Origin of the sequence: Nonomuraea zeae (genome assembly GCF_005889725.1) — a bacterium.
Taxonomy (GTDB): Bacteria; Actinomycetota; Actinomycetes; order Streptosporangiales; family Streptosporangiaceae; genus Nonomuraea; species Nonomuraea zeae.
The window spans coordinates 16,910-29,174 of the sequence record NZ_VCKX01000154.1 but is presented as its reverse complement, the minus strand read 5'-3'; the positions used below and the strand labels follow the sequence as shown (position 1 = coordinate 29,174).

11 protein-coding genes are annotated in these 12,265 nt (G+C 71.0%); 7 read left to right on the top strand and 4 right to left on the bottom strand.

The window, feature by feature from the left end:
- Positions 1-109 precede the first annotated feature (109 nt).
- The 3 genes from ETD85_RS37445 to ETD85_RS37435 form a co-directional block, all read right to left on the bottom strand.
- The gene (locus ETD85_RS37445) at positions 110-1,765 is read right to left on the bottom strand and encodes an RNA polymerase sigma factor (protein ID WP_138694565.1); all 1,656 of its coding nucleotides are present in this window, start codon (positions 1,763-1,765) and stop codon (positions 110-112) included.
- Between the two features lie 242 nt (positions 1,766-2,007).
- Positions 2,008-4,101, bottom strand: coding sequence for a SpoIIE family protein phosphatase (locus tag ETD85_RS37440; protein WP_138694564.1), 2,094 nt, complete (start codon positions 4,099-4,101; stop codon positions 2,008-2,010).
- Between the two features lie 246 nt (positions 4,102-4,347).
- The gene (locus ETD85_RS37435) at positions 4,348-4,914 is read right to left on the bottom strand and encodes an HhH-GPD-type base excision DNA repair protein (RefSeq protein WP_138694563.1); all 567 of its coding nucleotides are present in this window, start codon (positions 4,912-4,914) and stop codon (positions 4,348-4,350) included.
- A gap of 154 nt (positions 4,915-5,068) precedes the next feature.
- Between ETD85_RS37435 and ETD85_RS37430 the strand changes: the two genes are divergently transcribed.
- The 6 genes from ETD85_RS37430 (at position 5,069) to ETD85_RS37405 (ending at position 9,956) form a co-directional block, all read left to right on the top strand.
- Entirely contained in the window at positions 5,069-5,293 is a 225-nt protein-coding gene (locus tag ETD85_RS37430; protein WP_138694562.1) for a hypothetical protein, read from the top strand.
- A gap of 123 nt (positions 5,294-5,416) precedes the next feature.
- On the top strand, positions 5,417-6,907 hold the full coding sequence (locus ETD85_RS37425) for a hypothetical protein (RefSeq protein ID WP_240779677.1): 1,491 nt from the start codon (positions 5,417-5,419) through the stop codon (positions 6,905-6,907).
- Positions 6,908-6,951: 44 nt separating this feature from the next.
- Complete coding sequence (locus ETD85_RS37420; protein WP_138694561.1) at positions 6,952-7,722, top strand: thioesterase family protein; 771 nt, start codon at positions 6,952-6,954, stop codon at positions 7,720-7,722.
- A gap of 22 nt (positions 7,723-7,744) precedes the next feature.
- Entirely contained in the window at positions 7,745-8,500 is a 756-nt protein-coding gene (locus ETD85_RS37415; RefSeq protein WP_138694560.1) for a LamB/YcsF family protein, read from the top strand.
- The gene (locus tag ETD85_RS37410; RefSeq protein ID WP_138694559.1) at positions 8,497-9,111 is read left to right on the top strand and encodes a 5-oxoprolinase subunit B family protein; all 615 of its coding nucleotides are present in this window, start codon (positions 8,497-8,499) and stop codon (positions 9,109-9,111) included. Before ETD85_RS37415 ends, ETD85_RS37410 begins: the two co-directional genes overlap by 4 nt.
- Complete coding sequence (locus ETD85_RS37405; protein WP_138694558.1) at positions 9,108-9,956, top strand: 5-oxoprolinase subunit C family protein; 849 nt, start codon at positions 9,108-9,110, stop codon at positions 9,954-9,956. The genes ETD85_RS37410 and ETD85_RS37405 overlap by 4 nt, the downstream gene beginning before the upstream one ends.
- On the opposite strand, the gene ETD85_RS37400 is transcribed toward ETD85_RS37405, so the two are convergent.
- Positions 9,934-10,764, bottom strand: coding sequence for a PhzF family phenazine biosynthesis protein (locus tag ETD85_RS37400; protein ID WP_138694557.1), 831 nt, complete (start codon positions 10,762-10,764; stop codon positions 9,934-9,936). The two genes, ETD85_RS37405 and ETD85_RS37400, sit on opposite strands and share 23 nt — an antisense overlap.
- A 59-nt stretch (positions 10,765-10,823) precedes the next feature.
- Here ETD85_RS37400 and sthA point away from each other — a divergent pair, with 59 nt between their 5' ends.
- A complete protein-coding gene (gene sthA / locus ETD85_RS37395; protein ID WP_138694556.1) occupies positions 10,824-12,239 on the top strand; it encodes a Si-specific NAD(P)(+) transhydrogenase in 1,416 nt (471 codons plus the stop codon).
- Positions 12,240-12,265: the final 26 nt, after the last annotated feature.

The following is a 12,265-nucleotide window of genomic DNA, read 5'->3' as shown; positions in this document are numbered from 1 at the left end:
CCCCCCGGCCAAACCGGCGGCCTTCCCCGGGCAGGGTTCCGCTCCACCCCGAAAAAGCCGCTGCCCCGCCCGGAAAAGAACCGGGCGGGGCAGCGGCGGATGAAGCAGGTCAGTCCAGGTAGTCGCGCAGGACCTGGGAGCGCGACGGGTGACGCAGCTTGGACATGGTCTTCGACTCGATCTGGCGGATGCGCTCGCGCGTCACCCCGTAGACCTTGCCGATCTCGTCCAGCGTCTTCGGCTGGCCGTCGGTGAGACCGAAGCGCATCGAGACGACACCCGCTTCCCGCTCCGACAACGTGTCGAGAACGGAGTGCAGCTGCTCCTGCAGCAGCGTGAAGCTGACGGCGTCGGCCGGGACGATGGCCTCGGAGTCCTCGATGAGGTCGCCGAACTCGCTGTCGCCCTCCTCACCCAGCGGGGTGTGGAGGGAGATGGGCTCGCGCCCGTACTTCTGGACCTCGACGACCTTCTCGGGCGTCATGTCCAGCTCACGGGCGAGCTCTTCCGGCGTGGGCTCGCGGCCCAGGTCCTGCAGCATCTGCCGCTGGACGCGGGCCAGCTTGTTGATCACTTCGACCATGTGGACCGGGATGCGGATGGTCCGCGCCTGGTCGGCCATGGCACGCGTGATCGCCTGCCGGATCCACCACGTGGCGTAGGTGGAGAACTTGTAACCCTTGGTGTAGTCGAACTTCTCGACGGCCCTGATCAGGCCCAGGTTGCCTTCCTGGATCAGGTCGAGGAACAGCATGCCGCGCCCGGTGTAACGCTTGGCCAGTGAGACCACGAGCCGGAGGTTGGCCTCCAGCAGGTGGTTCTTCGCGCGGCGGCCGTCTTCGGCGATCCACTCCAGCTCGGCCCGGACGTCCACAGGAAGCCCGTCGGTCTCTCCCCCGCCCAGCTGCTCCTCGGCGAACAGGCCCGCCTCGATGCGCTTGGCCAGCTCGACCTCCTGCTCGGCGTTGAGCAGGGGGACCTTGCCGATCTGCTTGAGGTAGTCCTTGACCGGGTCGGCGGTGGCGCCGGCGGCGGCGACCTGCGCGACCGGGGCGTCATCGTCGTCGTCGGAGAGGATGAGGACCTCGTCCTCGTTCTTCTCCACCGCGACCTCGGCGGCCTTGGGCTCTTCCGACTCGGGCTCGGCGTCGTCGTCGGAGTCGCTCTCGGCATCGCCCTCGGCGACGATCTCCACGTCGTCGACGTCGATGTCCTCGAGGTCCTCCAGCTCCACGTCGCCGTCGAGCTCGATGTCCTCGTCGTCGTCCGAGTCGGCCCTGGGGGCCTCGGGCGCCTTCTGCTTGCTCTCGGCAGGCCCAGCATTCTTCGGCTCGGCCTTCTTGGCGGCGGCGGGAGCCGCGGCCTTCTTGGCCGCCGGAGCGGCCTTCTTGGCAGGGGCCGCCTTCTTGGCGGCCGGCTCGGCTTCAGCGGTGCCCACGACCGCGGTCACGGTCTCAGGCTGCTGCTCTTTGGCGGCCGCCGCCGTCTTGGTCTTGACGGGGGCGGCGGTGCGGCGCTTTGCTGGACCACGAGACTTTTTCGGCGCAGCCGAATCCGCGGCGGTCACCACCACGGTCACGCCCTCTTTGCTGAGGTTCCGCAAAAATGCGGCGGCGTGCGACATGGGGATGTCCGCCTCCTCGAAGGCCTGACGGACATCCTCAGACTCGAGGAAACCCTGCGAGCGCCCACGCTCGAGCAGTCGCTGAATGACGGGCTCGTTCAGCTCTTGTGGCTTCGAGCGAGTCGAACTTGCAGGCGACACGAACACCTCTCGAACGAACGCGTGGCGACAATGGACCCAGATGCCCGCTGGGGGGCTGTTGCCTCTCTCGGAGATCGGTGAGGCCGTGCGGACCGCGACGGACCTGCACAGCATTCTGGCACGACCCCGCACTCCATACGGCCACCTCCCGGCGGTTGACCTCCACCCTAGGCCGACCGAGACAGTAGTGCGTACGTAAGCGGGGCACTGATACCCGAAAGCAACCGTTATGACTGTTTCATTCAGTCACTCTTCGTGGCGGGCGGCACGTGAATGGCCAGGGCGGTAACGTCATCATCCTGTTCATATCCCGACAACATCCGGTCAACCAGGAAGTCCAGCAACATGTGCGGACTACTGACGACCTCAGGCGGCGCTTCGGTCACAACACTGCAAATCTCTGCGAGTCCGGCGTCCAAGCCGCGTTTCCTGTTCTCCACGAGACCGTCGGAGTAGAGCACGGCGGTATGGCCGGGCGGCACCACGAACCGGAACTGCCTGCGACTGGTCGGCCAGCCTAGCGGAGTGCCCGGCTCGGCGTCGCAGAGGATCGCGGTGCCCTGCGGCGAGACCAGCACGGGTGGCGGGTGGCCGGCCAGGGCCAGCGTGCCCTCGCCCGTGACGGGCTCGACGACCATGTAGGCCAGGGTCGTGACCTGCTCTTCCTCTTCCGTGGCCTCGAAGACCCGGTCGAGGCCGGTGAGCACGGCCGCGGGCGGCGGGTTGGTCAGCGCGAGCGCCCGCATGGCGTTGCGGATGCGGCCCATGCCCGCCGCGGCCTTGACGCCCTTGCCCATGACGTCGCCGACCACGGCCGCCACGCGCCCGTCCTGCAGCACGAAGGCGTCGTACCAGTCGCCGCCGACCTGGACGTGGCGGCTGCCCGAGCGGAAGCGCTGGGCCAGCACCAGGCCCTTGACCACCGGCAGGCGGTCGGGCAGCAGGCTGCGCTGCAGCGTCTCGGCGGTGCGGTGCTCGCGCTCGAACAGCGTGGCCCGCTCGACCGCCAGCGCGCACTGGCCGGCCAGCGCCTCCAGGAAGACGCCGTCCTCCTGAGAGATCTTCTGCGGCCTCGTGAAGGAGAATCGGAGCGCTCCCAGAGCGCGTCCTGCCGCGAGCAGCGGCAGCCCCACCCAGGCCCGCTCGTCGCCATGGGCGAGGAACCCGGCCAGGACCTCCTCGTCGCCGCCCGCCTCCAGCAGCTGGGCCTTCAGCGACTCGGGCGACTCGGCGAACACCGGCCTGCGGCTGTTGACCGCCATGGTCATGACGTTGGAGTGGGACAGCGGGATCTCGTCGCCGGTCACGCCGGACGCCTCGAGGATGCCCTCGCCGTTGATCAGCTTGAGTGCGGCGCGGTCGGTGTCGAGCAGCGCGACCGCCGAGCGGTCGGCGGCCAGGGCCGTGCGGCCCACGTCGATGATGACCTGCACCACCTGCTCGACCGTCAGCGCCTCGGCCAGCATGGCGGTGGCGCCCTGGAGCCGCGCGGTGCGCAGGGCGGCGGCGCCGAGCTGGTCGGTCAGCCTGCCGCGCATCTCCTCGGCCTCGCGCTGCGGGGTCACGTCGGTGTTGGCGCCGACCCACTCCACGACCCTGCCGTGGCGGATGATCGGCACCGCGCGCACCTCGAAGTGGCGGAAGCCGCTGGCCCGGGTGCGCACCCGGTAGTTCCACTCGAACATGGTGCGGCCGCGCAGCGCCTCGCGCCACGCCTCCTCGGTCTGCTGGCGCTCCTCGGGGTGCACGACGTCCAGCCAGCCGCTGGCCAGGTATTCCTCCAGGCCCTGGCCGGTGATGGCCCGCCACTGCGGCGCGTCCTCGACCACGGCGCCGGTGGGCGAGGTGATCCAGACGAGCTGCGACTGCGCCTCGACCAGCGAGCGGTAGCGCTCCTCGCTGCGGCGCAGCGCCTCCTCGGTCTGGCGGCTCTCGGTCACGTCGAGCCCGACCAGGGCGATCGCGCGCAGCTCGCCCGCGTCGTCGTGGACCGGCGAGAAGGACAGCGACCAGTGCCTGGTGTCACCCTCGGAGGAGCGCACGCGTACGCGGCCCTCGGTGACCGGCCCGTCGCTCTCGATGACGGCCTGCACGGCGTGGGTGATGATCTGGCTGAGGTCGGCGGCGAGCACCTCGACGGGCAGCCGCCCGATCATGCGCTCGGCGGGCACGTTGACGACATCGCTGAACACGTCGTTGACCCGCTGGACGCGGCCATCGCCGTCGAAGAACGCGAAGGCGAACTCTGCCTCCGACAGCATGCCCTTGAAGAGGGCGGAGTCTGAGATGTCCACATCCGACTCCCGGGGACGGGGAACGGAGGTCTCGGCGCTCATGGTCGGCACCTCCGTCGCGTGCCAGGGTCTCCCACGCGGCACATCTCCATAACTGTGTATCGGCGTAGCGCAGCTCCGGGCGACCGGATTCTGCAGTACATCATCGGCGATGGGCATGCGCGGACGGAAGCCCCCGCCGAGGCCCGGTCGCCTTTAGGGTCTACGCATCCTGTCAAAGTCGCTCCACGTTGCGCAGCAAGATCAGGTTACAGCGCCCGATTGCCGGGGGGATTTCTCCCTCGGCGATCAGGTCTTGGCCGCGCGCTTCGCCTCCTGCTTGGTGGCGCGCACGCGGGCCAGGCTGTCGCCGTCGACCACGTCGGCGACCGATCGGTGTGACCCCTCCTCGCCGTAAGGTCCGGCTGCCTCACGCCAGCCTGCAGGCTGGACCCCCAGCTGCTTCCCCAGCAATGCCAAAAAAATCTGGGCCTTCTGCTTGCCGTATCCCGGGAGGGCCATGAGTCGTTTCAGCAAGTCTTTGCCGTCGGCCGCCTCGGCCCAGATCCTCTCGGGCCTGCCGTCATACTCTTCGACGAGATAGGCCGCGAGCTGCTGGACCCTCGCCGCCATGGATTTGGGGTAGCGGTGCACGGCCGGCTTCGCGGCCAGCAGTGCGGCGAACGCCTCCGGATCATAGGAGGCTATCTCCGCCGCGGTGAGGTCGTGACCCAGCCGTTCGGAGATGGTGAATGGCCCCGTGAACGCCCACTCCATGGGGATCTGCTGGTCGAGCAGCATGCCGACGAGCAGGGCGAGCGGGCTGCGGCCGAGGAGCTCGTCTGCCTCGCTCCGCTGGGCGAGCTGGATGCGCATGGAGACAGCTTTGCACGAAAGGGCCCCCGGTGAAGTGAACACAAGCGTCGTAGAGGCTTGACACACGCCGGTAAAAGGGTGGAATGAGAGCGCAAGTCGCCCTGTAGACATTCCTGGGGGTTTGCCCCCGGGTCTCCAGAGGAATCTCACATCTATGCTCGCTCTGGCCACACGGTTCCTGCGGGAGCCAGTCAGTCTCAGGCTGGCCGAAGAGTTCCTGACCGTACCCGTGGACACGATCGACCGATGTGTCGCGGACGTGTGCGCGTGTGCGCATCATCTGGGTATCTCGGCGACGCCCGAGATCGTGGAACGCATCGCTCGCGAGCACCTGCTCGCGATCGTCAACTCCGCTCCGCCGCCCCGAAGCGCCCGATAACATCGGGGTCACCAGGCCGAGTTCTACGCACCGTTTGCGCCTGGAATACGAGAGAGTGAGGGCGTGCGCCGACACCGACGAGATCCCCGGGAGAGCACCCCGCCAGACGACGTGTTCAAGGAGATGGTGCAGGCGGCTCGAGAGCTGCTCGCCGTACGCACCCCTCTCGATGCGGAGCTGATGGTCTCCGACATGATCGGCGCCTGGTGGGGCAGACGGGTTCGGGGCGGCGACGTCGAGCAGGTGCTCGGCGAGGGCCTGGTCGACTACGCCGCCAAGGCGGGCACGCCCGCCTCGCTGACCCTGCTGATCTGCCTGGCCTACCTCGGCACGGCCCGCCAGGGCGCCAAGGCCGAGGGCGCGGCGCTGGCGATGATGGAGTCGGGCGTGGCCAGGCCGGGCTGGGCCGAGCGGGTGGGCGCGGTCAAGCCGGCCGGCTGCTACGTCTCCCGCGACGCCTACGGCGACCAGGACACCGTGATCTGCACCTTCGCCTACCGCTCGAACGAGGGCGCGCTGCCGGTGGACCGGCACGCGCTGGTCATGGTCGTCGACTACAACATGAGCGGCATGGCGCGCGACGCCTGGGTGTCCTCCCAGGTCGACAAGCTGCTGGAGCAGGCCAGGGCCGAGGCGTCGGGCAATCCGATGCTGCTGTTCGAGGAGGTCCAGCCGGAGCAGGCCAGGGCGCTGCTGGAGTCGGCGATGAAGGCCACCAGGGAGCCCAAGACGCCGCCCCCGGTGAGCGACAGCTACAGCGCCTACCACGCCTTCGCCCGCGCCCGGCTCAAGGCGCTGCCGCCAGGGCGCAAGCGGCCCGCGCCGCTGCACATCGAGGCCCCCTACAGCCGAGAGCGGCGGGCCATGCTGGCGGCGGAGTTCCTCGCCTCGGACGCGGCCGAGCACCTGTCCGACCCGTCGGCGGCCTCGCGCTGCGCCGACCACATCATCGACTACGGCTGCGAGCAGGACTTCAACCGGCCGCTGCGGGTCAGCCCGACCAAGTGCGAGACGTTCCTGCTGGACTGGCTGCCGCGCAAGGTGATGCTGAGCGTGGCGGAGCAGGAGGCGATGCCGCACGCGCTGTCGGCCTGGGTGCGCTTCGCCGCCCGCCGCACGGGCCTGCCCGAGCAGGGGCTGAAGGCGACGCTCGACGCGGTGTGGGAGGCGACGGGCAAGTTCCCCGAGGCCTACCGCGATCCGACCTCGCTGGGGCTGGACCGGCTGCTGCTGGAGCGGCTGCTGCCCGACGGCGACCTGTCGGCGCTGCCGCGGCGGATCTTCGCCTTCCCCTTCCTGCAGGGCTCGCACAACGGGATCCAGCTCGACCTGCTCAACCCGGCCGACCAGGCGGACCGCCGTACGTTACTCGAGATTGACCACGGCGGCACGATCGACCAGGAGCACCTGGCCTGGCACGAGGAGATCGCCACCCGGCTGTGGGAGGGCGACCCGCCGCAGCTCTGGGAGGCCGCGCAGCGCCTGCTCGACCTCGGCCACGACCGGCACGACGTGCTCCACGTGCTGATCGAGATCGCCGAGCGGATCGGCGGCGATCCCGACGAGCTGGCGGCGGCGCTCGACGACATCGCCGACATCCCCGACGAGGTCTGAGTCCCCGGCGATCTCCCGCCGAGCCGACCGTAGAATCCCGTTCCATGGCGATGTACACCCGCCTGGCCAGGGGCGGTTATCTGGCGTCGGAGCACACGCAGGGCCCCTGGAATCCGGACACCCAGCACATGGGGCCGGTCACCGCCCTGATCGTCCACGAGCTCGCCCAGACCGCGCCGCGGCCGGGGCTGGAGCTGTCCAGGCTGGTGGTGGACGTGTTCGGCCCCGTTCCCGTGGGCGAGCTGGCGGTCACGACCGACGTGACCCGCGACGGCAAGCGCGTGCAGTGCCTGTCGGCGAGCGTCAGCTCCGGCGGCCGCGAGCACGTCAGGGCGACCGCGTGGCGCATCCGCACGGCCGGCACGACGCCGACGCCGGTCTCCGGGCCCCCGGCGCCCGTGCCTCCGCGCTCGGAGGAGCACGCCCGCTCGTGGCTGGGCTCCGGCTTCGGGTACGGCAGGGCGCTCGACTGGCGGTTCGTCGAGGGCGGCCCCATGGAGGTGGGCCCGGCCACGGTCTGGGGCAGGCTCACCGTGCCGCTGGTGGAGGGCGAGGAGATCACCCCGCTGGAGCGCCTGGCGGCGTTCGCCGACAGCGGCAACGGCATCAGCTTCGCCCTCGACTTCGACACCCACCTGTTCGTGAACGTGGATCTGACCATCTCCCTGTTCCGCGCGCCGGCCGGCGAGTGGATCTGCATGGACGCCGTCACCGTCATCGGCCCGTCGGGCCGGGGGCTGACCCGCTCGACCCTGTACGACGAGAGCGGCGAGGTCGGAACGGCGACGCAGACGTTGTTCGTCGCGCCGAGGTAGCCGCTACCGCCATGATGGGGTCATGGTGATCGACCTCAACGCGGACCTGGGTGAGGGTTTCGGCATCTGGCGGCTCGGTGACGATCTCGCGCTGCTCGACATCGTCACGAGCGCCAACGTGGCCTGCGGCTTCCACGCCGGCGACCCCGTGACCATCAGGCGCACCTGCGCGGCGGCCGTCGACCGCGGCGTGGCCATCGGGGCGCAGGTGTCCTATCGCGACCTCGCGCACTTCGGCCGCAGGGACATGGACGTCGAGCCGGAGGAGCTGTGCGCCGAGGTGCTCTACCAGCTCGCGGCCGTGGACGGCATCGCCAGGGCGATGGGCGGCCGGGTGTCCTACGTCAAGCCCCACGGCGCCCTGTACACCCGGATCTGCCGCGACGAGATCCAGGCGGCGGCGGTGATCGACGCGGTGGCCGACTACGACCCCACGCTGCCGGTGCTCACGCTGCCGGGCTCGGCGGTGCACGCGGTGGCCGCGGCCGAGGGCGTACCGACGGTCAGCGAGGCGTTCGCCGACCGGGCCTACACCGCGGACGGGATGCTGGTCTCGCGCCGCGAGCCGGGCGCGGTCGTCCACGACCCCGCGGCGGTGTCCGCCCGTGCCCGCCAGATGGCCGTGGAAGGCTCTGTGACGGCCTCTGACGGAAGTTCCGTACCGATTTCCGCCCGTTCCATCTGCGTCCACGGAGACACGCCTGACGCCGTCCGGCTGGCGCAGGCGGTGCGCGACGAGTTGCTGGGGGCCGGCGTGGTTTTGCAGGCGTTCACGTGATCAGGGCCGCCGGGGAGCACGGGCTGCTCGTGGAGACGGGCTCGCTGGCGCTGTCACACCGGCTGGACGCGGCCCTGCGGGCCGACCGGCCAGCGGGGATCGTGGAGATCGTGCCCGGGCCGGAGAGCGTGCTCGTCGTGGCTCCGGGGGCTGAGCAGGATCGGCTGCGCGCGCGGCTGGCGGCGGTCGTCGAGCAGGAGCGCGGCCGGGCCGGCGCCGGCGCGGCCGAGGAGGAGGTCGTGACGATCCCGGTCGTCTACGACGGCGCCGACCTCGGCTCCGTGGCGGAGCTGGCGGGCATCTCCACGGACGAGGTGATCTCCCGGCACGCGGGGCGCGAGCTGGTGGTGGGGTGGCTGGGGTTCGCTCCCGGCTTCGCCTATCTCACCGGGCTCGATCCGGTGCTGGAGACGCCGAGGCTGGACACGCCGCGCACCTCGGTGCCCGCCGGTTCCGTGGCGGTCGCCGGCCCCTACTCCGCGGTCTACCCGACCGCCTCGCCCGGCGGCTGGCGGCTGCTCGGGCGCACCTCGCTCCGGGTGTGGGACGTGGCGGCCGACCCGCCTTCGCTGTTCAGGCCGGGCGTGCGCGTGCGGTTCGAGCCCGCATGATCGAGGTGCTCGCGCCCGGCCCGTACGCGACCGTCCAGGACCTGGGCCGGCCCGGTTACGCCCACCTGGGGGTGCCCACGTCGGGGGCGGCGGACACGGTGAGCCTGCGGCTGGCCAACCGGCTGGTCGGCAACGCCGAGGGGCTGGCGGGGATCGAGCTGACCTTCGGCCTGGCGCGGCTGCTGTTCCTGGACGGGGCGTGGGTGGCGCTGGCGGGCGCGCCGGTGGCGGCCGGGCCCGTGCGCGGCGCGGGGATGGCCCTGCCGTTCTGGGTCCCGCCCGGCACCGAGCTGCGGCTCGGCGCGCCGGAGCGCGGGTTGCGCACCTATCTGGCCGTACGCGGCGGGATCGCGGTCGAGCCGGTCCTCGGCAGCCGCTCCACCGACTCGCTGTCGGGGCTGGGTCCCGAGCCATTGCGGGCGGGCACGCTGCTGCCCGTCGGCAGGCCGGAAGGCGTCATCTCGGTCGATCAGGCGCCGCTGCCGCAGCCGCGCCCGCCGGTGCTCAGGGTGCTGCCGGGGCCGCGCGACGACTGGTTCGCGGCGGAGGCGCTGGCGGATCTGTGCTCGCGCCCGTACGCGGTGAGCCAGGACAGCAACCGCGTGGGCGTCCGCCTGACCGGGCCCGAGCTGGCCAGGGCCAGGGAGGGCGAGCTGCCGAGCGAGGGCATGGTCGTCGGCGCGGTGCAGGTGCCGCCGAGCGGTCAGCCGATCGTCTTCCTCGCCGACCATCCGCCGACGGGCGGCTATCCGGTCATCGGCGTCGTACGCGCCGCGGACCTGCCGGTCGCCGCCCAGCTCAAGCCGGGCGACGAGGTCCGGTTCACAGTTCGGCCCGCCCGCTGACGCAGGTGATGACCGAGCCGCCGACCCAGACCTGCCCGTCGGCGCCGGTGGTGATGTGCACCCGCCCCGAACGCCCGAGCACGGTGCCCTGGGCCGCCACGTAGGGGGCCTCGGCCCGGCCCGTGCGCAGCAGCCACTGGGCGAGCGAGGCGTTCAGGCTGCCCGTCACGGGGTCCTCGACGGTGGCGCCGTGCTCGGGCGTGAACGCGCGCACCTCGAAGGCGCACGGCGACCCCGCCGGGTACGGACCCGCGACGCCCACGTCCACCGGCACCATGCCCGGGCGCAGCGCGAGCACCGACTCGGCGTCCGCGAGCAGCACCGCGACCCAGCCGGGGCCGTTGTCGGCCCAGATCACGTCCACGAAGTCGGCGCGCGGGATCCCGAGCGAGCGCGCGATCTCCTCGACGAGCGGCTCGTCGACCGGTCCTGAGCGGATCAGCGGCGGCGCCTCGAAGGCCAGCCCGTCGCCGGTGGTGCGCAGGCGGATGAGCCCGGCCCCGCACTCCTGCACGATCTCGCCCTTGTCGCGCGGCACTCCCCCGGCCTCCAGCCAGGCGTGGCAGCTGCCCAGCGTCGGGTGCCCGGCGAAGGGCAGCTCGCAGGTCGGCGTGAAGATCCGTACGCGGTAGTCGGCGGCCGGGTCCCGCGGCGGCAGCAGGAAGGTGGTTTCGGACAGGTTCGTCCAGGCGGCGAAGCGGCCCATCTCCTCGGTGGTCAGGCCGGCGCCGTCCAGGACGACGGCGAGCGCGTTACCCCGGTACGGCTCGGCGGCGAAGACGTCCACCTGGCTGAAGGCGCGTAGCATGCCGTGAAGTCTTGCAGACAGGTCTTTCCCCGTTGACACGCCGCCCGCAGACTGGGGGCGTGGCGGACTTTGATGTTGTGGTCCTGGGTTCCGGACCGGGTGGGCAGAAGGCCGCGATCGCGGCGGCGAAACTCGGCAAGCGCGTCGCGATAGTCGAGAAACGGCACATGATCGGCGGCGTGTGCATCAACACGGGCACGATCCCCTCGAAGACCCTGCGTGAGGCCGTCCTCTACCTCACCGGGCTCAACCAGCGCGAGCTGTACGGCGCCAGCTACCGGGTCAAGGACGAGATCACGGTCGCCGACCTCGGGATGCGCACCCAGCACGTGATCGGCCGCGAGATCCAGGTGATCCGCAGCCAGCTCGGCCGCAACCACGTGACGGTGCTGCAGGGCACCGGCCGGTTCCTCGACCCGCACACCATCGGGATCACCCACGACGAGGACAAGCACGAGGAGACCAAGGTCACCGCCGACAAGATCGTGATCGCCACCGGCACGTCGCCCGCCCGCCCGGGCAGCGTGGAGTTCGACGACCGGACGGTCATCGACTCCGACGCGATCCTGCACCTCGACCGGGTGCCGGAAACCCTGGTCGTGGTCGGCGCGGGCGTCATCGGCATCGAGTACGCCTCCATGTTCGCGGCGCTCGGCACCAAGGTCACCGTGGTGGAGCGGCGCGAGCGGATGCTGGAGTTCTGCGACCTGGAGATCGTGGAGGCGCTCAAGTACCACCTGCGCGACCTGGCGGTGACCTTCAGGTTCGGCGAGAACGTGGCCGCCGTCGAACGCCGCCCCGGCGGCGCGCTGACCCTGCTCGAAAGCGGCAAGAAGATCCCCGCCGACTGCGTCATGTACTCGGCCGGCCGTCAGGGCAAGACGACCGAGCTGTGCCTGGAGGCGGCCGGGCTGGCCGCCGACGACCGGGGCCGGATCACGGTGGACGCCAACTACGCCACGGAGGTGCCGCACATCTACGCGGTGGGCGACGTGATCGGCTTCCCCGCGCTGGCGGCCACGTCCATGGAGCAGGGGCGGCTGGCCGCGCAGCACGCGTGCGGCGAGCCGGTCGCGGACACGCACGAGCTGCCGCCGATCGGGATCTACACGATCCCGGAGATCAGCTTCGTCGGGAAGTCGGAGGACGACCTGACCCGCGAGAAGGTGCCGTTCGAGGTGGGCATCTCGCGCTACCGGGAGCTGGCGAGAGGGCAGATCATCGGCGACTCGTACGGCATGCTCAAGCTGCTGGTGTCCTCGGAGGACCGGCGGCTGCTGGGCGTGCACGTGTTCGGCACGGGCGCCACGGAGCTGGTGCACATCGGGCAGACCGTCATGGGGTGCGGGGGGACGATCGACTACCTGGTCAACGCGGTGTTCAACTATCCGACGCTGGCGGAGTCGTACAAGGTGGCGGCGCTGGACGCGATGAACAAGATGCGGGTGGTCGCCCGGCTCACCGCTGGGATGTGAGCCGGGCTCCGGCCCGTCCTGGCCCG

What these genes read in the sequence shown, in the direction of transcription:
- ETD85_RS37440 (WP_138694564.1), bottom strand. Translation starts at nt 4,101, where the DNA reads ATGAGCGCCGAGACCTCCGTTCCCCGTCCCCGGGAGTCGGATGTGGAC.
- ETD85_RS37400 (WP_138694557.1), bottom strand. Translation starts at nt 10,764, where the DNA reads ATGCTACGCGCCTTCAGCCAGGTGGACGTCTTCGCCGCCGAGCCGTAC.
- ETD85_RS37430 (WP_138694562.1), top strand. Translation starts at nt 5,069, where the DNA reads ATGCTCGCTCTGGCCACACGGTTCCTGCGGGAGCCAGTCAGTCTCAGG.
- ETD85_RS37435 (WP_138694563.1), bottom strand. Translation starts at nt 4,914, where the DNA reads ATGCGCATCCAGCTCGCCCAGCGGAGCGAGGCAGACGAGCTCCTCGGC.
- ETD85_RS37420 (WP_138694561.1), top strand. Translation starts at nt 6,952, where the DNA reads ATGGCGATGTACACCCGCCTGGCCAGGGGCGGTTATCTGGCGTCGGAG.
- ETD85_RS37425 (WP_240779677.1), top strand. Translation starts at nt 5,417, where the DNA reads ATGGTGCAGGCGGCTCGAGAGCTGCTCGCCGTACGCACCCCTCTCGAT.
- ETD85_RS37405 (WP_138694558.1), top strand. Translation starts at nt 9,108, where the DNA reads ATGATCGAGGTGCTCGCGCCCGGCCCGTACGCGACCGTCCAGGACCTG.
- ETD85_RS37415 (WP_138694560.1), top strand. Translation starts at nt 7,745, where the DNA reads ATGGTGATCGACCTCAACGCGGACCTGGGTGAGGGTTTCGGCATCTGG.